Annotated in this window: 14 protein-coding genes; 12 read left to right on the plus strand and 2 right to left on the minus strand. The window is 36.5% G+C overall.

The window, feature by feature from the left end; translation table 11 throughout:
* The first annotated feature begins 266 nt into the window (after positions 1–266).
* The 4 genes from ABEB31_RS15015 to ABEB31_RS15030 all read left to right on the plus strand — a co-directional run bounded on the left by ABEB31_RS15015 (position 267) and on the right by ABEB31_RS15030 (position 4,009).
* The gene (locus tag ABEB31_RS15015; protein ID WP_347052448.1) at positions 267–1,121 is read left to right on the plus strand and encodes a fumarylacetoacetate hydrolase family protein; all 855 of its coding nucleotides are present in this window, start codon (positions 267–269) and stop codon (positions 1,119–1,121) included.
* 18 nt (positions 1,122–1,139) lie between these two features.
* A complete protein-coding gene (locus ABEB31_RS15020; protein ID WP_347052449.1) occupies positions 1,140–2,153 on the plus strand; it encodes a zinc-binding alcohol dehydrogenase family protein in 1,014 nt (337 codons plus the stop codon).
* Positions 2,154–2,368: 215 nt separating this feature from the next.
* Positions 2,369–3,166, plus strand: coding sequence for an SDR family oxidoreductase (locus ABEB31_RS15025; protein ID WP_347052450.1), 798 nt, complete (start codon positions 2,369–2,371; stop codon positions 3,164–3,166).
* Positions 3,167–3,172: 6 nt separating this feature from the next.
* Entirely contained in the window at positions 3,173–4,009 is an 837-nt protein-coding gene (locus ABEB31_RS15030; protein WP_347052451.1) for an amidohydrolase family protein, read from the plus strand.
* A gap of 167 nt (positions 4,010–4,176) precedes the next feature.
* Here the strand turns inward: ABEB31_RS15030 and ABEB31_RS15035 are convergent, their stop codons facing one another.
* On the minus strand, positions 4,177–5,862 hold the full coding sequence (locus tag ABEB31_RS15035; protein ID WP_347052452.1) for a glycoside hydrolase family 28 protein: 1,686 nt from the start codon (positions 5,860–5,862) through the stop codon (positions 4,177–4,179).
* A 396-nt stretch (positions 5,863–6,258) separates the two neighbouring features.
* Between ABEB31_RS15035 and ABEB31_RS15040 the strand changes: the two genes are divergently transcribed.
* The 4 genes from ABEB31_RS15040 (at position 6,259) to ABEB31_RS15055 (ending at position 12,687) form a co-directional block, all read left to right on the plus strand.
* A complete protein-coding gene (locus tag ABEB31_RS15040) occupies positions 6,259–8,769 on the plus strand; it encodes a right-handed parallel beta-helix repeat-containing protein (RefSeq protein WP_347052453.1) in 2,511 nt (836 codons plus the stop codon).
* Positions 8,770–8,948: 179 nt separating this feature from the next.
* Complete coding sequence (locus ABEB31_RS15045) at positions 8,949–10,013, plus strand: Gfo/Idh/MocA family protein (RefSeq protein WP_347052454.1); 1,065 nt, start codon at positions 8,949–8,951, stop codon at positions 10,011–10,013.
* A complete protein-coding gene (locus ABEB31_RS15050) occupies positions 10,010–11,590 on the plus strand; it encodes a sodium:solute symporter (RefSeq protein ID WP_347052455.1) in 1,581 nt (526 codons plus the stop codon). The genes ABEB31_RS15045 and ABEB31_RS15050 overlap by 4 nt, the downstream gene beginning before the upstream one ends.
* Before the next feature lie 182 nt (positions 11,591–11,772).
* Positions 11,773–12,687, plus strand: a complete 915-nt coding sequence (locus ABEB31_RS15055) for a hypothetical protein (protein ID WP_347052456.1) — start codon at positions 11,773–11,775, stop codon at positions 12,685–12,687.
* A gap of 234 nt (positions 12,688–12,921) precedes the next feature.
* Here ABEB31_RS15055 and ABEB31_RS15060 read toward each other — a convergent pair whose 3' ends face one another.
* Positions 12,922–14,130, minus strand: a complete 1,209-nt coding sequence (locus ABEB31_RS15060) for an MFS transporter (protein ID WP_347052457.1) — start codon at positions 14,128–14,130, stop codon at positions 12,922–12,924.
* Positions 14,131–14,230: 100 nt separating this feature from the next.
* Between ABEB31_RS15060 and ABEB31_RS15065 the strand changes: the two genes are divergently transcribed.
* The 4 genes from ABEB31_RS15065 (at position 14,231) to ABEB31_RS15080 (ending at position 20,846) form a co-directional block, all read left to right on the plus strand.
* Complete coding sequence (locus tag ABEB31_RS15065) at positions 14,231–15,049, plus strand: helix-turn-helix domain-containing protein (RefSeq protein WP_347052458.1); 819 nt, start codon at positions 14,231–14,233, stop codon at positions 15,047–15,049.
* Between the two features lie 416 nt (positions 15,050–15,465).
* Complete coding sequence (locus ABEB31_RS15070; RefSeq protein ID WP_347052459.1) at positions 15,466–17,652, plus strand: alpha-L-rhamnosidase-related protein; 2,187 nt, start codon at positions 15,466–15,468, stop codon at positions 17,650–17,652.
* Positions 17,653–17,836: 184 nt separating this feature from the next.
* Positions 17,837–19,516, plus strand: coding sequence for a glycoside hydrolase family protein (locus ABEB31_RS15075; protein ID WP_347052460.1), 1,680 nt, complete (start codon positions 17,837–17,839; stop codon positions 19,514–19,516).
* A 205-nt stretch (positions 19,517–19,721) separates the two neighbouring features.
* The gene (locus tag ABEB31_RS15080; protein ID WP_347052461.1) at positions 19,722–20,846 is read left to right on the plus strand and encodes a glycoside hydrolase family protein; all 1,125 of its coding nucleotides are present in this window, start codon (positions 19,722–19,724) and stop codon (positions 20,844–20,846) included.
* The last annotated feature ends 116 nt before the right edge of the window (positions 20,847–20,962 follow it).

Consider the following 20,962-nt stretch of genomic DNA (forward strand, 5'->3'; position numbering starts at 1 on the left):
TGTTTAGTCTAAATATTTTTACAAACCAAATAAAAAATGTTATAAATTTTTAAAGTTTGGACATTTTAATAACAGGAAAACAAAATATATCCTGAATATTAATTTAGAAAAAGTATTTTTGTAATTGTATTTTTTACATTTATTATTTATGTTTTTAACTTAAGACTATAAATAGCTATTTTATAATCTTTAAAATAATTATAAGGTAATAGAAATACTGTAATCCCTTAACCGACAAATAAACTAACAATTAAAAATATACGATTATGAAATTAATACGATTTGGAGAAATCGGAAAAGAGAAACCGGGCGTTATTATCGAAGGAAAAAGATATGATGTTTCTTCGCTTGTAAACGATTTTAACGAAAGCTTCTTCGAGGAAAACGGGTTGGAAAAGTTAGAAAAAGCTTTAGCATCAAATCCCGTTTTACCAGAAGTTGATGCTGCTGTGCGATTAGGATCGCCGGTTGGAAGGCCTTCAAAAATTATTTGCATTGGATTAAATTATGTAGATCATTGTAAAGAAACCAATGCACCGATTCCCACAGAACCCATTATCTTTTTTAAATCGACAACATCATTATGCGGTCCGGATGATGATTTGATTATTCCTAAAAACAGCGAAAAAACAGATTGGGAAGTAGAATTGGCTTTTGTTGTAGGTAAAAAAGCAAGTTATGTTGAAGAAGCTGATGCTTTAGACTATGTTGCCGGATATGCTTTACTGAATGATTACAGCGAAAGAGCGTTTCAATTGGAGCGTGGCGGGCAGTGGGCAAAAGGAAAAGGAAGTGATACTTTTGCGCCTCTTGGACCATTTTTGGCAACAAAAGATGAAGTTGCCGATGTAGATAATTTAAAAATGTGGCTTACTGTTAATGGCAAAAAATATCAGGACAGCAATACTTTAAATTTAGTTTTCAAAATTCCGTACCTGGTGCATTACCTGAGTCAGTTTATGACCTTGCTTCCGGGCGATATTATAAGTACAGGAACGCCTCCCGGAGTTGGGTTAGGAATAAAACCGGATCCGATTTATATTAAGGCCGGAGATGTTATAGAGCTGGGCATTGAAGGTTTGGGAGCCAGTAAACAAAAAGCGGTAGCGTATCAAAAATAAAAATAAAGAAAGTATAAAATGAAATATATTGTTTGCGAAAAACCGCAGGAATTTTTAATAAAAGAAACCAGTATTCCGGAACCAAAAGACGGAGAAGTATTGTTGAAAATTAAAAGAATCGGAATTTGTGGAACTGATATTCACGCTTTTGGCGGAACTCAGCCCTATTTTGAATATCCGAGAATATTAGGCCATGAGTTGGCAGCAGAATATGTAAAGGGAAATGCTGCAGGATTTAAACCCGGAGATAAAGTAACTTTTATTCCGTATTTTAACTGTGGAAAATGTGTTGCCTGCAGAAACGGATTGACAAATTGTTGTGTAAATATTAAGGTTTTTGGAGTTCATATTGACGGAGGAATGGCAGAATATGTTTCCATTCCCGAACAATATCTACTGCACGGACAAGGTTTAGATTATGATGAACTGGCGTTGGTTGAACCATTGGCAATTGCAGCACACGGTGTAAGAAGAGCGGCAGTAAAACCTACCGACACTGTTTTGGTAATGGGTGCAGGACCAATCGGAATAGGTTTGATTCAGTTTGCTAAAATTGCTGGTGCAAAAGTGATTGTTATGGACATTAACGATTACAGACTTAATTTTTGTAAAACAGAATTAAATGCAGATGAAACGATAAATCCGCTAAATGATGATGTCGCTGCAAAACTGGCAGAACTGACAAATGGCGATATGGCCAATGTAGTAATTGATGCCACAGGAAATCAAAAAGTAATGAACAGTGCTTTCAATTATATTTCGCATGGCGGAAGATTTGTTTTGGTTGGACTTCAAAAAGGCGAATTGAGTTTCAGTCATCCTGATTTTCACAAAAGAGAATCCACTTTGATGAGCAGCCGAAATGCAACCATCGAAGATTTTGAATATGTAATGACATGTCTGAAAGAAGGCAAAATTGATCCGAAAAAATACATTACGCACAGAACCAATTTTGAAGAAATGATTACAAATTTTAAAGAGCTGACTGATCCTAAAAATAATGTGATTAAGGCTTTGATTGAAATAGAATAAGAGTATATTAATTAAAAGATTTGAGCCACTAGTTTGTCATCCTGACGAAGGAAGGATCTCCGCAAGTGGCTCCGCAAAGTTTTACGCAGCAATCTTTGTCAAAGTTTAAAACTTTGACAAAGATTTGATTTAACTTGTCGAGTTTCTTGTGGAGATCCTTCCTTCGTCAGGATGACAAAAATGAAGATAAGTATAACTTTAAATAACCACAAAAAATGGATTTAAACTTAAAAAATAAAATAGTTGTCGTTTCCGGATCTGCCGGAAAAGAGGGCAGCATTGGGGAAACGATTATCACCCGTTTGGCAGATGAAGGTTCAATTCCAGTTTTGGTGGACAGAAATGCAAGAGGTTTTGAATATGTAGAAAGACTTCAGAACAGAGGTGTTAACTCTCTATTTGTGCAGACAGATGTAACTGATCCGGTTGCAATAGAAAATGCCGTAAAAGTAATTGTGGCCAAATATGGGAGAATTGATGCCATCATTAATAACGTGGGAGTTAATGACGGCGCTGGTCTGGATTCAAGTTACGAGGATTTTATGAATTCTCTGAAACTGAATGTAGTAAGTTATTTTTTGCTAGCTAAATATTCGCTTCCGTATTTAAAAGAATCAAAAGGAAATATCCTAAATATCGGTTCAAAAGTGGCTTTGACAGGGCAGGGTGGTACTTCGGGTTACGCTGCTGCGAAAGGCGGAGTTTTGGGTTTAACCAGAGAATGGGCGGTAGATTTGATTCAGTTTGGTATTCGTTCCAACGCAATTATTATTGCCGAAAGTTATACTCCGGCATACGAAGACTGGATAAAAACCATGGAAGATGGAGAAAGTGTTTTAAAGAAAATCAACAAAAGTATTCCTTTAGAAAGCCGCATGACGAAAACCGAAGAAATTGCCGATACGGCTTTATTTATAATCTCAGACCGATCTTCTCACACCACTGGGCAATTTGTTTTTGTGGATGGAGGTTATGTACATTTAGACCGTGCATTAATCAGCGACGTAAACTAAGAAAACATGAGCAAAAGAATAGATTCTCATCAGCATTTTTGGATTTTTGATCCCGTAAGAGACAGTTGGATTGATGATACCATGTCTGCAATTCAAAGAGATTTTCTGTCGAATGATCTTTTGACCGAGCTTCAAAATAATCATTTTGAAGGTTGTGTGGCGGTTCAGGCAAGTCAGTCAGAAGAAGAAACGAACTTTTTATTGGACTTAGCTTCTAAAAATGACTTTATAAAAGGCGTTGTCGGATGGATTGATTTGCGGGCAGAAAATGTAGCCGAGCGTTTGCGTTTTTATTCCAATTATAAAAGATTAAAAGGCTTCAGGCATGTTGTGCAAGGCGAGCCTGATGATTTTATGTATGGTGCAGCATTTAGACGCGGTATTGCAGCGTTAAAAGAATTCGATTATACTTATGATATATTAATTTTTCACCGCCAATTACCAGCAGCAATAAGTTTGGTTCAGGATTTTCCGGAACAGCGTTTTGTAATCGATCATATTGCCAAACCGGATATTAAATCGGGAGATATCGAATCGTGGAAGAAAGGAATTGAAGAAATCTCAAAATACGAAAACGTTTGGTGTAAAATCTCCGGAATGGTAACCGAAGCCGACTGGAAAAACTGGAAACCGGAAGATTTAAAACCTTATCTGGATGTTGTTTTTGAAAATTTCTCACCACATAAATTAATGTTCGGATCGGATTGGCCGGTTCTTAATGTGGCTTCTGATTACACAGAAGTTGTAAAAACTTTAGAAAATTATATTTCAAATTATTCTCAGGAAGATAAAAATAAAATTTGGTTTGAGAATGCTAAAGCGTTTTATAAACTAAACAGCTAATTTTTTATTAACCATATAAGTTATATAAGTTCATTCAATTGGAAAGCGAATAAAAATCTCGCAAAGACGCCAAGTCGCAAAGCTTATATTACTTTGCGACTTGGCGTCTTTGCGAGAAAATAGTTTAGTTAAGTTTGGCTAAAATGAACTTATATAACTTATATGGTTTAAAATTTAACCGCACCTTTAGCAACCGTTTTCCCAACAGTAGTATTCTTAGAAAAATCTGCAGTTTTAGAACCGCTCAAATCAATATTTGCAGAAGCTTCACCATCAATAGTAACCGCTTTTGATGAACTTGCATTAAACTCGATATTTTTAAAAGACATGTTTTTTACATTGTAAATTTCGAATGCATTCTTGTCTTCAATATCCAAACTAGCATTCGTAATTTTGATTTTATTCGCATCAATAATAGAGAAGCCTTTTTGCGCTTTTGCAATTAAATTCGTGATTTCGATATTCTCTAAATTCATCTCCGGAAGACCTTGCAAAAATACCGCTTGCTGCGCACCTTTTATGGTAATATTTTTGATTGAAATATTTTTAAACTGAGGGGTTTCTTCATTAACCGAAACCAATTTTGTACTTACTGTGTTACCACCTTCCGCAAGAGTTTCTGCGATCGATTTTCCTCCGTAATACAAATCAAAAGAAATCGCCTGAGACGGAATATCGGTCATAAATATATCAGAGATAAAGATGTTTTCTACCACACCGCCACGTCCGCGTGTGCTTTTAAAACGAAGACCAACATCAGTTCCCATAAAAGTACAATTGGAGACATGCAGGTTTTTTACACCGCCAGACATTTCGCTGCCTACAGTAACACCGCCGTGACCGTGGTAGACAATATTGTTTTTTACAATAATATTTTCGCAGGCAACACCTCTGTCCCGGCCGTCTTTGTCTTTTCCTGATTTAATACAGATCGCATCATCACCAACATCAAAACTGGAATTTTCAATAATCACATTCTTGCAGGATTCTACATCCAAACCGTCGCCATTTTGTGAAAACCACGGATTACGAACGGTTATGTTTCGAATGATCAGATCTTCAATTAGTAAAGGATGGATGTTCCATGCCGGTGAATTCTGAAAAACCGGCCCATCAAAAAGTACTCTTTTACTATTCTGAATGCTCACTAAAACCGGACGAAGAAAATCATGAATCGCCTCAAAATCTTCTTTTGTTTTTAAATCATGTCTAATGTTCTGATCGGCCCCTTTCGCACCTTTTAAATATTGTTCAGACGGATACCAACTGTCTTTTTTTTCATTTAAAACTCCACCCGAAGACACAAATTTTTTCCATTGTTCGTCTGTCAGTTTACTTTTTTTAACCTGTCTCCAAGCTTCACCGGAACCATCCCAAACGCCATTTCCGGTAAAAGCAACATTTTCTAAATTTTTCCCATAAATAGGAGAGATACAGCGCCAGGTATTTAAACCTTCAAAACTGGTTTCAATAATTGGATATAAAGTTTTATCAGTAGAAAATTTAATCAAAGCACCAGTTTGGGCATGCAGCTCAATATTGCTTTTTAAAATAATCGGACCCGTGAGCCAGATTCCGGGAGGAATAATAACTTTTCCACCGCCTTTTTTGGAAACAGCATCAATAGCATCTGCGAAAGCTTTTGTATTCAAAACATCCCCACCGTTTACCGCGCCAAAATCTTTGATGTTCACGCTATAATTGGGAATGACAGGTTCGTTGACTTTTGCCATTTTAAATTCAATACCTTTATAAGTATCATAAGAATCCGAATTTTGAGCAATTAGACTTGAACAACTTGCGAGCAAAAAAGATGCGGCAAGAAAAAGTTGATGAAGCGGTTTAGTTTTCATGTTAGTAGTTTTTTGTTGATTTTTTTATTGATGCAGAAATTAATATTCAACATTAATAAGAAAATTCAATTGTAATCGATTACACAAATCTATTAAAAAAGTTTAAAAGATAGCCACGAATTCACGAATTTTCTTTTTGATACTTTATCTAAAAATATTATTCAAATTTAATTCGGATATATAATTGCAAAGATTTTAAAAATAAAATTCGTGAATTCGTGGCGAAAAGAAAACAAGTCAAACAGGAGGGTACAGGATGCCCATAATTTTATATTCTTTTAAATTGTCCCAATTATTTGGTAAAAGTGTTAAAAATACATTTATTTGTAAAGTTAATACCATTTAAATTAAATGCCTGATAATTTTAGTCCAAGAAAAAAATCAAAAACCTAAATAATGCGCCTGAATACTTTTACAAAAATACTAATCGTCTTTTTCATCGTATGTACTTCATTTGCTGTAAATGCGGCTGAAATTTGGGTTTCCCCGAAAGGGAATGATAAAAATTCCGGAACCAAAGAAAGTCCGCTGGCGACGGTACACATGGCAATGCGAAAAGCCAGGGAATTACGCCGGTTAAAAGACGCTTCTGTAAAAGATGGTATCCGTATTATTGTAATGGACGGAACGTATCATTTAAACGAACCTTTGTTTGTAAGACCGGAAGATTCAGGAACAGCTGAAAGTCCGACAACAATTGTAGCTGATGTCAATGCAAAACCAATCATCAGCGGCGGAATCGAAATCAAAAACTGGATAAAATCTACAACCATAATAAACGGATTGAAAAAAGGTGCTGTCTGGGTTGCCGATGCTCCAAAAAAGGCAGGAACTCTAATTGATTACAGACAATTATGGGTAAATGGAAAAAAGGCCGTTCGTGCCAAAAATACTGCCGGAACTACAATGGAACGTATTTTATCGTGGGATCATGAGGGGGAAACCTGCTGGATTCCGTTTAAAGATAAATCGGTTAAGTTTGAACCGGGAATGGAAATGTTTATCGTGCAATGGTGGTCGAATGCGAATCTTCGAATTAAAAATATTGAAATTGTTAAAGACAGCGCCAGACTTTCTTTTGAACAGCCTGAAAGCCGTATTCAGAGCGAACATCCGTGGCCGGCACCGTGGATTTCTAAAAATAACGGAAATTCGGCTTACTTCTTAAATAATGCTTTTTCGCTTTTAAACGAACCTGGAGAATGGTATTTAGACAAGAAAAATGCTAAAATCTACTACATTCCGAGGGCCGGAGAAGAAATCAATTCAGTAAAAGTTACAGCTCCGGTTTTAGAAAGTCTGGTTGAAGTAAAAGGAACGATCGATTCTCCTGTTCATCATATTAATTTTAAAGGGATTTCGTTTCAGTACAGCAACTGGCTCCGTCCTTCGCAACAAGGGCACGTGCCTTTGCAGGCGGGATTATATCTTTTGGATGCTTACAAATTGAAACAGCCGGGAACGCCAAATCAGGCGAATTTAGAAAATCAGGGTTGGGTGGGAAGACCTCGCTCTGCGGTTGAGATCAATTATTCGAACAATATTCAGTTTGAATCCTGCCGCTTTGAGCATTTGTCTTCGACTGGTTTAGATTTAAATAAGGGAACGAATCACAATACGATAAAAGGAAATTTATTCAAAGATATTGGCGGAAGTGCCATCAATGTTGGGATTTTTTCTGAAGAACCTTTTGAAGCGCATTTGCCTTTAATTATAAAAGATGAAAGAGAAATGTGTTCGGATGAAGTGATTTCGAACAATTTGATTACCAACGTAACCAATGAAGATTGGGGGACTCTTGGAATTGCTGCCGGTTTTGTTCGAAACATTACAATTGAACACAATGAGATTTCTGATGTGTCGTATTCCGGAATTTCGATGGGCTGGGGCTGGACGCATACGCCAAACGTAATGCAGAATAATAAAATCCTGGCGAATAAAATTCATCATTATGCCAAACATCTTCATGATGTAGCGGGAATCTACACGCTTTCGGCTCAGCCAAACAGCCGAATTGAAGAAAATTATATTGACAAAGTTTACAATAGTCCGTATGCACACGATCCGTTTTTATGGTTGTATTTGTATACCGATGAAGGTTCAGAAGGTTTTACGATTAAAAATAACTGGATTGCCGAAAAGAAAATCCTGAAAAACCATAACGGCCCAAAAGGAAATATCTGGGAACATAACGATCCTTACGTAAGCTCGAAAATTAAAGAGAATGCAGGAATCAGAGCGCCGTACAAAGATTTGGAAAAAGAAGTAGTTATCGACGAAAAATGGGGATTGCAGGAAATGCCAAAACCGTATGCGATTGAATTAATTGGAAATGATTTTGACATCGAAAAAATCAAATCGACTTTAGTCGGATTCAGAATTGTAGGTCAGGAATTGTACCAATGGAAAAATCATCTGGTGATTTACGGAAAAATGAATCAGCCGGAAAGAACAAAACGAAAACTGGCAGGCGCTTTTCCGTCTTTACAAATAAAAATCTATGAAGATCTGGTGTATGATTTCCAAAACTTCGAAAGATGTAAAGATTCAAAACCGGCATCGGACTGGGAAAATATTGTACTGACAGCGAATCTTCCTGCGGATGAAAAACTTCAGAAAGAATATATAGATCATCATAAAACGCAATTCGAGAAATGGCCGGAAGTAGCCAAAGGTTTCTGTAATGCCGATTTCCAACAGTTACAAGTCTTTAAAAACGACAGGCAATTGATTTTGGTAATCAGTATTCCGAAAGGCGAAAATTTGGATAAACTAAATCCGAAAACAACACAAAACAATCCACGTGTAGACGACTGGAACGCTCTGATGAAAAAATACCAATCCGGAATCGAAGGTACTAAAGCAGACGAAACCTGGATTTTCTTAAACAAAGTAGAAACGAAATAAGAGAGAGATAGCCACGACCCGAGCGATAGCGAACAGGCGAAGCAATTCACGAATTTTCTTTTAAAATCTTTGCGATTATTTTTTCGAATTAATTCGAATAATATTAGATAAAGTATTTCAAAAAAATAATTCGTGAATTCGTGGCGAAAAAAACTATCAAAAAACCTAAAATAAAACCAATGTTAAAAATAGCCATTCTGGGACTTGGAGAAGGACGAAGCACAATGTCGGCCGCTTTGGAAAGTTCAAAATTAGAACTTGTAAAAGTATGCGACCGAAACGAAGAAATCTGCAGGCAGAGAGCAAAAGAATTTGATTTTCATTCCTATACGACAAATTACGATGATTTATTAAAAGATGAATCTATCGATATTATCGCGATTTATACGCCCGATCATTTGCATGCACAACACGTAAAACAAGCTTTATTGCACGGAAAACATGTGGTTTGTACAAAACCATTTATTGATGATCTTTCGGATGCTAAGGAATTATTAGAACTAAGTAAATCAACAGGCAAAAAAGTTTTTATTGGTCAAAGTTCACGATTCTTCGAACCAGCCAAAAGACAAAGAGCCGATTACGAGGCAGGATTAATTGGTGATTTAATTACAATCGAAGCCCAATACCACGCCGATCATAGATGGTTTTTAAAGAAAGAATGGTCTTTGTTACAGTCTTTCAAATGGTTATACGGCGGATTAAGTCATCCTGTAGATTTTATCAGATGGTATTTGCCGAACATTCAGGAAGTAATGGGTTACGGAATGATTAGCGCTAACGGACAATCAGCCGGATTGAAAAATGAAGATACGATGCACTTTATTTTCAAAGCAACCGACGGCAGAATTGCACGTGTGAGTGGTGTATATACTTCGCCAACTCAACCTGCACAACGAGACAGCGGAATGAGTACGATTTTGAGAGCTACAGAAGGCGCAAGTCAGGCCGATTATCACGAATTGCGTTATGCGGTTACCGATAAAACGGGCGAAGAAAAAGTAATTACATGGGGTGACAGCACTTTAAAATATTATTTCCGTTTTGAAGGGCAAAGCCATCACGGCGGAGAATATCAAAACTATTTGGAATATTTCGCAGATAGTATTGAGCAAGGTTTTGAAGCCTATCCAAACATGGAAGAAGGAATTGGAACTGTGGCTTTATTACAAGCAATGGACAAATCACTGCAAACTGGAATGCCGGTTAAAATTGCCGATATTCTTAACGAATACGGACTATGAACAGTATCTACAATAAATTAACGACGCTCGATTTTGTAATCGTTGCCGTGTATCTGGTGGCTTTATTGGTCATTGGTTATGTGGTAAGTATGAAGCAGAGAAAGAAAAACGAAACGCTTTTTCTGGCCGGAAATTCCTTAAACTGGTACAGTATCGGGTTTAATATGTGGGGAACCAATGTTGGACCGTCTTCGCTTCTGGCTTTTGCGAGTATTGGTTATGCAACCGGAATTGTAGCCGGAAATTTCGAATGGTACGCTTTTGTGTTTTTACTGCTTTTGGCGATGGTTTTTGCACCGCGTTATATTGCGAGTAAAGTCAGTACGATGCCCGAATATATGGGAAAACGCTACGGCGACAGCACGCAGAATATTCTGGCATGGTACGCTTTGGTCAAAATTCTCGTAAGTTGGCTTTCTTTAGGATTATTCAGCGGAGGGGTTTTAGTACGTCAGATTCTTGGAATTCCGATGTGGCAGAGCGTTACTGTTTTAGTGATTTTCTCTGGAATTTTCACTTTTGCCGGAGGATTAAAAGCGATTGCCAAAGTCAACGTTTTTCAGATGATTTTATTGATTGTCGTTTCCTTAACGCTTTCCTATTTAGGATTGCAGAAAGTGGGCGGAATCGAAGCTTTGGTTTCAAAAACGCCTTCTAATTTTTGGAATTTAGTCCGTCCGTCAGACGATGCACATTATCCGTGGCCAGCAATTTTGTTAGGATATCCCGTGGCCGCAGTGGCTTTTTTCTGTACCGATCAATCGATGGTGCAGAGTGTTTTGGGAGCTAAAAATTTAGAACAGGGGCAATTGGGTGTAAACTTCATTGGATGGCTGAAAGTGATGGCGCTTCCGTTGTTTATTTTACCCGGAATTTTGTGTTACGCTTTATATCCTGAATTGGGCGAAAACTCCGATTTGGCTTATATGACGATGGTTACCAATCTTTTTCCAAGCGGAATGAACGGTTTGGTAATCTGCGTTATGATTGCCGTTTTGGTGGGAACAATTGGTTCTTCGCTAAATGCTTTGAGCACCGTTTTTACGAATGATATTTATGTAAAGAAAATCAACCCGACGGCGACGATTAAAGACCAGATTAGAATTGGTCGTTTAACGATTGCAGTTGGTTGTCTATTTGCGATTTTGATTGCCATTGCGATTGACAATATCAAAGGACAAAATTTATTCAACATCTTTCAGGCGGTTTTAGGATTTCTGGCGCCTTCGTTATCTGTTGTTTTCCTGCTGAGTGTTTTCTGGAAACGCACCACCAAAAAAGCCGTAAACTTTACCTTATCTTGGGGTTCTGCTTTTAGTCTTTTTGTTGGGGTTTTGTATCTATGGATTTTCCCTGCCGATAAATATCCGGTTTGGCCTCACTTTTTATTGATTTCGTTTTACATTTTTGCTATTTTAACCATTACAGCGATTCTTATTTCGTTAACCGATAAAAATCCTGAAACCAATTTTTCTGATGAAACTGATATTCCGAAAACAAGTAAGAAAGTGAAGTTGTTGTTTGGTTTGTTGGGAGTGGTGATTTTGGTTTTGTATTTGGTTTTTAATGGGAATTAGTACATTTATTATATATATTACGACGCTTTCTTCTACGAAAGCATTTTTTTATGGTCTCAACAGCAATAGAATAATTCGTTATCAATAGATGAGTAAAAATATGTCTAAAAGTTAAATACACATCAAGACATATTAATTGTAGCTTTTTTATTACATTTGTGCTTTAATTAATAATAAATGTAATGATGTATAAAAGTTTTTTAACAGCCTTGCTGTTGTTTTTAGTTAGTAATTTAATAAATGCGCAGAACCAGAAAATATATATTACGCGCGTCACGAATCCTGATAATAGTGTAGAATTTAGATATCTCAAAACCGTATCAGGAAATTATTTTATTGAGTTTGATCTGGAAAGTGTAGTGAATGTTGCGGATATAGGTGCGTTCAAGAAGGCTTATAACTTAGATCTGAGTTCTGATTCCGGAACATTATTTACACTTAATCCAATTGATACTAAAAAGGAAATTTTGTGTTCCTTTACGTACAGTTATCAAAGAGGCCTTATAAGACCACAAGTGGATAATTCAATTGTTTATGCGCTTCCGTTTAAAGAAAATAAAAAAATTACGATTTTTCAATCCCGACGTTTTAATGTTGACCCAGAAATTTGGAAAAATTATGTCGTATACTCCAAAATGAAAGATACTATTTGTGGAATGCGTAAAGGTATAGTGACCGAAATTAAAAAAATTACGGTAACAGATCGAAAAAACACAGTCTTAAGAACAGAAGTGGTGGTGGATCATGCAGATGGAACCACGGCTTCCTATATTGGACTTGACGAAAAATCATTGCAGGTAAAATTAAACGATCCGATTTATCCCGGTACCGTTATCGGGACGGTAGATGATGTCTTAGATAACGATGAAAATCACAATTTTAAATTTAATATTTACTATTTTTCTAATGAAGAGGTAGAAGATATGGAGGGAAAAAAAATTAAGATTATAGAAAGATCTGTTGCGCCTCAGTTTCTAACATCTGATGGTATAAAAAAAATAGAAAGTGATGAAAATTATACGGTTAAGTACAACGAAGATGTCCTATTTAAAGAAATGACTCCAGAAGAGAAATCGAAAAATAAAATAATTTTATAAAACTTTTCGAAAATTATTTTTGATGAAAATGATTGGCTATAAACATTTTATGACTTGTCTCCAGTTTTAACTGGCGAATTTAGCAAAATAGAAAAAAGGCTTTAGCCGAATTGTAATAAATTCGGCTAAAGCCTTTAGTTTTGTGAGTATTTCTCATGCAGCAAAAGCTGACGCAATTTAAACTTAAATAATAAAAAAAATTGTGTCTTAGCGCCTTCGTTGTAAACCAAAAAATTAAGCCTTTTTTCGACCTTCAATATTCGGTAAAAAACCAGTAATTATCCCAATCAAAGGCAGAAACGCACAAATTTTAAATACATATTCGATACTCGTTGCATCGGCGATTTTTCCTAAAACAGCAGAACCCAATCCGCCCATTCCGAAAGCAAATCCGAAGAAAAGACCGGCTACTAAACCCACTTTTCCGGGCATTAATTCAGTTGCGTAAACTAAGATTGCAGAGAAGGCAGAAGAAAGAATCAATCCGATGATTACAGATAAAGTCCCTACCCAGAATAAAGAAACGTACGGCAACATCAACGTAAACGGCGCAACACCCAGAATAGAAGCCCAGATTACATATTTTCTTCCGTAACGATCGCCAATTGGTCCGCCGATCAAAGTTCCGGCTGCAACAGCACCCGAAAATAAGAATAAATACACCTGAGACTCCTGAATTGAAATATGGAATTTATCAATCAAAAAGAAAGTATAGTAACTTGTAATACTACTCATGTAGAAGTATTTAGAGAAAATTAAAACCAATAAAATAATTAGCGAAAAGATTACTCTGTTTTTAGATAAATGATGTGTTTCGATTTGTTGGGTTGATTTATTGGCCATTCTCTCAGATAAATGTGCTGTGTACCAAACCGCAATTTTATACAAGGCAAAAATTCCAACTAAAGCAATAATACAAAACCAGGCCACGTAAGATTGTCCGTGCGGAATCACAATAAAAGCGGCCAATAAAGGTCCGATCGCACTTCCGGCATTTCCGCCCAATTGAAAAATAGACTGCGCTAAACCTTTCTTTCCGCCAGAAGCCAAATGCGCCACACGCGAAGATTCAGGATGGAAAATGGAAGATCCAATTCCGATTAAACTTACCGATAATAATAAGTAGATAAAACTCGAAGCGATTGAAACAAGAAATAAGCCAACCATTGTAAAACACATTCCAATAATCAGAGAATACGGTTTCGATTTTTTGTCAGTATACATTCCCACAAAAGGCTGTAGGATAGAAGCAACGATTTGATAAGTAAAAGTGATGATTCCGATTTGGGAGAAAGTCAGTCCGAAGTTCTCTTTAATTAAAGGATAAATGGAAGGAACTACAGCTTGTAAAAGATCATTTATTAAATGAGAAAAACTGATTATAAAAAGTATCGAGTAGGTTGTTTTCTTGACTATTTCTGGATTTGCTTTGACGGTTTCCATGATTTTGTATTTGAGTTAATTTTAGTTTTAAAAATAACAGCTGTTTTATTTTTTACAAAATTGGAGAAAATATGAATGTCAAAATTACTACATTTGGACAATGAATAATCAAATTCGGACATATCGAATAGCACAGGAACATGGATTTGTAATAAATCCGCTGATTCCTGTTATGGGTTATACAGAAATGGTAACCAACGAAATGTGTATCTCACATTCGCATCCAAGAGCACAGCTCATTTATGCCACACGGGGCGTAATGAATGTTGTGGTAGGAAATAACATTTGGGTTGTGAATCCGTTGCAGGGTTTGTGGCTTCCCGGTGGTGTAGAACATCAGGTAACTTTTCAGAAAGATGTGAATTATTACAGCGTTTTTATTGATCCGTCTTTTACGGGTGGATTGCCTTCAAATAGTTTTTCTTTTGATATTCCGGTTTTTCTAAAACAGCTGGTTTTTAAAATTATCACTTTTGGGATTGAAGGCAATATTTCGCCGTCACAACGAAGAATTATAGATGTATTTTTAGATGAACTGGCATTAATTACGCCAAGTGCTACGTTTCTTCCTACCACAAATAACGAAAGACTTCAAAAAGTCGTTGAACTTTTAATGGACGACGTAGCAAGCAAAAATACGATTGATCATTATGCTGAAATTTCTTTTATGAGTACCAGAACGTTATCACGTTTGTTTATCAAAGAATTAGGTATGAATTTCAGCGACTGGCGCACACGTTTGAAATTGCTCGAAGCCATTAAACGTTTAGGCGAAAAACAATCCATAAAAGAAATCGCACTCAATTTAGGCTACGAAACTCCAAGTGCCTTTATTTATATGTTTAAAAAACATTTAGGAAAAACACCTTCTAATTATATTTTGGAAGATGAGAATGAGTCAGAAAAGATGATTGCTTAATCATGAACATAAATTAGCACGCTGATAAAACTGATTCGCTTTCGCGAAGACGCGGATTTATACGGATCTTTTTATTTAAACACATAGAAACATATATATTTTATTCGTTTGAACGAAATTGAGAATATTAAAAAATGACTCATCATTTATACCTAACTATGTTACTTTTAAACAATTGATGCGCCGTTTCGCACATAGCTAAGCGTATGATTCGGTGTGTTAAAATAATGAGTTCAGTTTTATCCACGTTCCATAAAAATCCCAACATCATTTTTTTTAATACTAAAAAAGTGATAACTCATAATTTTTCCCTTAAAAAATTAGCAATGATTCGTATTTTTTGCGAAATTACAGGATAGTGCAGGTTGTGAAATGTAAAAATAACACTTATCTTTAGCTCCAAAATAAAACTAACTATGCCAAACCGCTTATCCATTTTTAAGATTTTAGTCGTTTTTATTTCTTTATTTTCTTGTACTGAGGTATTGGCGCAGGAAAAATCAAAAGAAGCAACATGGATCTGGTATCCGGGTGATTTCGAAATTTGGTTAAGCAATAAAATGCAGGTAAGACGTACAGAACGCGAAGCAGTATTTCCTCCGCTTTGGCAATATTACAGTCCCTATGCGCTGGTAACTTTTCAAACCCAAGTAGAGCTTCCAAAACCAGACGAAGTTAAAATCTACTCAGAAGGACCTTTTCAATTACTTTTAGATGGCGGTCAGGTATACGGACAGCCAAAGTCAATAACAATTCCTGCCGGAAAACATAAAATTTCCTTTAAAGTTTACAATCAGGAAGTGTTGCCGGCTATTTATATAAAGGGTAATTATGTCAAATCGGATTCATCCTGGAAGGTAACGAACGAAGATAAACTTTGGATTGACGAAGCCGGAAAAGCACAACAATCGGGTACACCCTGGGTTCCTGTGGGTTCCTGGAATTTTGACTCACCGGAAAATAAACCTTCCGGATTTAAACTGACAACCAAACCTTTGAGTGCCAAAAAAACAGAAAAAGTTGGAGCAGGCGAGCTGATAGATTTTGGAAAAGAAACTTTTGGTTATATTAAAATTCATGGTTTAAAAGGAAAAGGTAAAGTTGCGCTTTATTATGGAGAATCCCGCGAAGAAGCTTTAGATTCAGCCAAATGCGAAACCTTAGATCATTTATCTTTTGATGGAAAACAGCCTGAAACTTATACACACAACGGATCAAAAGCATTTCGCTACGTTCAGTTGCAAGCAGATGCAGGGGTAAAATATGATTCTATTTCGATGCTTTACGAATATTTGCCATTAGATTATCGTGGTGCATTCAAATCTTCAGACGAATTATTGAATAAAATTTGGGATGTGTCGGCTTACACCATGCATTTAACGTCCCGCGAATTTTTTATTGACGGAATCAAACGCGACCGCTGGGTTTGGTCTGGCGATGCTTATCAAAGTTACTTAATGAATTATTATTTATTCTTTGATTCGCCTTCTGTAGAACGAACGATGTCAGCCCTTCGAGGAAAAGATCCTGTAACGGCTCACGTTAATATCATTATGGATTATTCGCTATATTGGTTTGTGGGCGTTTACGATTATTACTTACACACAGGCGATACAAAATTCATCAAAACTTTTTATCCAAGAATGAAATCTCTTATGGATTTCTGTTTAGAAAGAAGAAACAAAAACGGATTCCTCGAACCTTTAGAAGGCGACTGGGTTTTTATTGATTGGGCAGACGGATTGCCAAAAACGGGCGAAGTTAGTTTTGAGCAGATGCTTTTGGCGAGAAGTTTAGAAGCCATGTCAGTAAGTGCTGAAATTGCAGGTAAAAGTGAAGACCAAAAACAATATCAAAAATTAGCTTCTGATTTAAAAGCAAAATTATTCGATGTGTTTTGGGATAAAAAAGAAAACGTCATGAAGCACCAGCGTATTGATGGGAAAATGCAAAATATCGTCACTCGATACGCGAATATGTTCGGCATTTTCTTTAATTATTTTACGGAAGAACAAAAACAAAGTGTAAAAAATAAAATATTACTCAATAAAGATGTTCTTCAAATCACAACGCCGTATATGCGTTTTTACGAGTTGGAAGCATTGTGCGCAATGGATGAGCAAAAATTGGTTCTAAATGAGATCCGCGATTATTGGGGCGGAATGTTAAATAATGGAGCTACATCATTTTGGGAAAAATACGATCCCAAACAAAGCGGAAAAGAACATTTAGAAATGTACGGGCGCCCTTACGGGAAAAGCCTTTGCCACGCCTGGGGTGCAAGTCCGATTTACTTATTAGGAAAATATTATTTAGGTGTAAAACCAACCGCTCCGGGATATTCAGAATATGAAATCAAACCAAATCTGGGCGGTTTAAAATGGATGGAAGGAAAAGTGCCAACACCAAACGGAGAAGTTTCCGTGTATTGCAGTACGAAAGAAATAAAAGTAAAAGCAGGAGAAGGTGAAGGAAAATTGATTTTTAAAAGTGCAGGCAAACCCAAAACAAACTCTGGAACAATTACAGAATTAGCGAAGAATAAATATCAGTTGATTGTAAAACCGAATGTGGAGTATGTTGTGAGTTATAAGGCTATTTAGTTAATTAGTTCTTAGTCGTTAGTAATTAGTCCTAAGTTTATAAACGTCCAGTTTGTCATTTCGACCGAAGGGAGAAATCACACTCGTAACCACAAAGATTGTCAACCATTGTTGCGGAATTTCTAGTGTGATTTCTCCCTTCGGTCGAAATGACAAATAAGAGCCAATAAAAAAATAAAACCAAATGTTGTCAAAAAATAACAAATACAATTTCAAATTAAAAGCAACTTTTCTAGTGCTGTTTTCAATCTGCATGCAATTCTCAGCAATAGCACAAAATGCATGGAAACCAGCTTCTTTCGAAATTGTAAAATCAAACTACAAAACATTCAAAACTACACAATACGCTCATGTATTTTCAGGAAGCAAACATAACATTATTCGTGTCGCTCCCGAATTACAAAAATTGACAGGAATCGAACTTCCTTCAGATAAATATAAAAATGGAACCAATGCTCCATTGCAGTTAAAGTTTAAAGAAGCTGTAACGGTTTTAGTGGGTGTTTTTCAGGAGAAAGATACAGAATATCTTCAAGCAGATAAACTTCAAAATTCTAAGTTAATTTTAGAAAATGGAGTAACCGTTACCGGACTTGCTCCTGTAAATGTTTATGCTGTTTCTTATCCAAAAGGAATACAAAACATCAATTTTGGAAAAGGATTATTTGCGATTTTAGGAATTGTAAAAGCTTCCGAAAAACTGTTACCGCGAGACGCTAAATTCCCAGATGGAAAATTATGGAACCCGACATTTATTGTGGATGGATTTTCAGATAAAAAACCACTTTTCGAAATTATCGGCGGAGACAACAAAGCGGTTATCGACGAAGGAATGTCTGGAACAGAAGGAATTCAGGGTGGTTTTGAAGGTGGACGCGTCGTAAAAGTCGGCGATACCTATCACATGTTTCCAACCGAAAGAGCAGGAGAAAAAGGTGTTGATTATTATTATGACCGCGTAAAAACCAAAATCGGACACTGGACCAGTAAAGATGCGATTCACTGGAAAAGGGAATCCACCATTTATCAGGCAAGCGGGGTTTATGCGTTAACCGAAGATGATAATCCGATGAACGATCGTCGCGCAGCCATTTGGTCTTATATGCCAGTTTTTAATGAAAAAACAAACAAATGGTACGGCTATTATTTAGCATATACCGTAAGTAAAGAAATAGAACCGAATCATTCCTTTGGAAGAATTTGGCGTTGTGAATCGACTGTAGAAGGCATCAACGGAATCGGTGGTCCTTATAAAGATATGGGAATCATCATGGAACCAGGATTAGATTCTCAACCTTGGGAAGGGCGTCAGGGTGTAGCTTCTTTTTTTCCGTATCAGGTTGGCGATAAATTTTTCGGATTTTACAGCGGAGCTTATCCATTTAGTTCCTGGGCCGATTATCCGAAGAAATCAGGAAAAGGCTGGTTTGTAGCTTTAGCAGAATCCAAAAGTTTAGAAGGACCTTGGTTAAGAGTGAATAAAGGTTTGGAACCGATAAAATCAATTCATCCCTTATTTATTGAAAATCCAATCGTAAGTCAGTTACCAAACGGATTATATATTGCAATTTTCGACGGAGGTCCAGACGGCTGGGGACATCATTTACCAAACATGATCGGATATTCATTATCTGCAGATGGCGTAAATTGGCATGAAGCGCATTATTTGCCCATCGAAACCAAAGTAGATAAATGGTGGGATATTATGAGAACACCATTATGCCTAATCCCCGAAGGAAATGATGTTTACACCATAGTGTACAACGCAATAGATTTAAAAAAGCGATTTCATCCAACAGGAATGGTTAAGGTAAAATTAAACAAAGATGTAATGGATTCTCGTTTAAAAGAATTGAAGAAGTAGAAGGACGGGTAGAAGCAAGAAGCAAGATTTTTGAGATTGTAAATAAAGAATATAAAAGATAAAAACTTTGCTCCTTAGCTACTTTGCGAGAGCTAAAAGCTAAGCTTAGAATTAATCTCGCAAAGACGCAGAGTCGCAAAGAAAAGCATAAAATTTAGTGCCTTAGTCCCGATAGCTATCGGGATCGTAGCCAAAACCAAAAACAATGAAAATTAAATACCTATTTATAGCCATTTCAGCACTGTTTATAAGCAGTTGCGCCACCAAATACAAGAAGCGTGAAATTACCGAAAACGTAATGCAGGAAATTTACAACGAAGTAAAAACACCCTACAAATACGGATTGGTAATGGTGCCAACAGACAACTCTTATAAAATGGATTGTCCAAGCGTTTTCAGAAAAGACGGAAAATGGTTCATGACGTATTTAATTTACGACGGTAGAGGTTACGAAACGTGGCTGGCAGAAAGCGATAACCTTTTAGATTGGAAACATTTAGGGAAAGTAATGTCCTTCTCAGAAAATGAAAAACACTGGGACGTCAACCAAAAAGCGGGCTATATTTCATTGCAAGACATGACGTGGGGCGGAAGCTACGAATGGGAAAAATACGACGACAAATACTGGATGAGTTATTTTGGCGGAGACAGTAAAGGTTACGAAGCAGGCGTTTTGTCTATCGGAATGGCATTTACAATGGAAGTACCGACAAAACCACACGAATTTCAAAGATTAGAAAATCCGGTTTTGACGCCAAAAGACAAAGACGCCAGATGGTGGGATAATAGCACGATGTACAAAAACAGTGTAATTCGTGATGAAGACAAAGTAACGGGACACAATTTTATCATGTATTACAATGCCCGCGGAGATAGTATAAATCCTGCTAAAGGTGCTGAGCGTATTGCGATGGCAGTATCCAACGATATGAAAAATTGGAAACGTTATGGCGATAAACCTTTAATCAATCATCATAAAGGAATCTCGGGAGATGCTTATATTCAGCGCATTAATGATACCTGGGTGATGTTCTATTTTGGAGCTTTTTGGACAGGTTGGAATCAGGGTGCTTTTAACCGATTTGCCGTTTCGAATGATTTAGTAAACTGGAAAGATTGGGAAGGAGAAGATTTAATTAAATCATCTGAGCTGTATGACGATATGTTTGCCCATAAATCATTTGTTGTAAAACACGATGGTGTTGTCTATCATTTTTACTGTGCCGTTAATAAAGCAGAACAACGCGGAATTGCAATTGCAACTTCTAAAGATTTAGGGAAAAGCAAATTGAATTTTGTGGCTCCGCCGGAGAAGAAGGCTAAAAAGTAGTAATGAGCTATAAGTTATGAGTTTTAAACCTGACAGGTTTTAAAAAACACAAAAATAAATAAAGACAAAGTTTTGTCATTTTGAGGAACGAGAAATCACACTAGAGTTCCACACAG

The organism is Flavobacterium olei (assembly GCF_039749035.1).
Lineage (GTDB): Bacteria > Bacteroidota > Bacteroidia > Flavobacteriales > Flavobacteriaceae > Flavobacterium > Flavobacterium olei.

Coding starts and splice junctions, on each gene's coding strand:
- ABEB31_RS15070 (WP_347052459.1), top strand. CDS start 15,466: ATGCCAAACCGCTTATCCATTTTTAAGATTTTAGTCGTTTTTATTTCT.
- ABEB31_RS15035 (WP_347052452.1), bottom strand. CDS start 5,862: ATGAAAACTAAACCGCTTCATCAACTTTTTCTTGCCGCATCTTTTTTG.
- ABEB31_RS15030 (WP_347052451.1), top strand. CDS start 3,173: ATGAGCAAAAGAATAGATTCTCATCAGCATTTTTGGATTTTTGATCCC.
- ABEB31_RS15050 (WP_347052455.1), top strand. CDS start 10,010: ATGAACAGTATCTACAATAAATTAACGACGCTCGATTTTGTAATCGTT.
- ABEB31_RS15040 (WP_347052453.1), top strand. CDS start 6,259: ATGCGCCTGAATACTTTTACAAAAATACTAATCGTCTTTTTCATCGTA.
- ABEB31_RS15065 (WP_347052458.1), top strand. CDS start 14,231: ATGAATAATCAAATTCGGACATATCGAATAGCACAGGAACATGGATTT.
- ABEB31_RS15015 (WP_347052448.1), top strand. CDS start 267: ATGAAATTAATACGATTTGGAGAAATCGGAAAAGAGAAACCGGGCGTT.
- ABEB31_RS15055 (WP_347052456.1), top strand. CDS start 11,773: ATGATGTATAAAAGTTTTTTAACAGCCTTGCTGTTGTTTTTAGTTAGT.
- ABEB31_RS15045 (WP_347052454.1), top strand. CDS start 8,949: ATGTTAAAAATAGCCATTCTGGGACTTGGAGAAGGACGAAGCACAATG.
- ABEB31_RS15075 (WP_347052460.1), top strand. CDS start 17,837: ATGTTGTCAAAAAATAACAAATACAATTTCAAATTAAAAGCAACTTTT.
- ABEB31_RS15020 (WP_347052449.1), top strand. CDS start 1,140: ATGAAATATATTGTTTGCGAAAAACCGCAGGAATTTTTAATAAAAGAA.
- ABEB31_RS15025 (WP_347052450.1), top strand. CDS start 2,369: ATGGATTTAAACTTAAAAAATAAAATAGTTGTCGTTTCCGGATCTGCC.
- ABEB31_RS15060 (WP_347052457.1), bottom strand. CDS start 14,130: ATGGAAACCGTCAAAGCAAATCCAGAAATAGTCAAGAAAACAACCTAC.
- ABEB31_RS15080 (WP_347052461.1), top strand. CDS start 19,722: ATGAAAATTAAATACCTATTTATAGCCATTTCAGCACTGTTTATAAGC.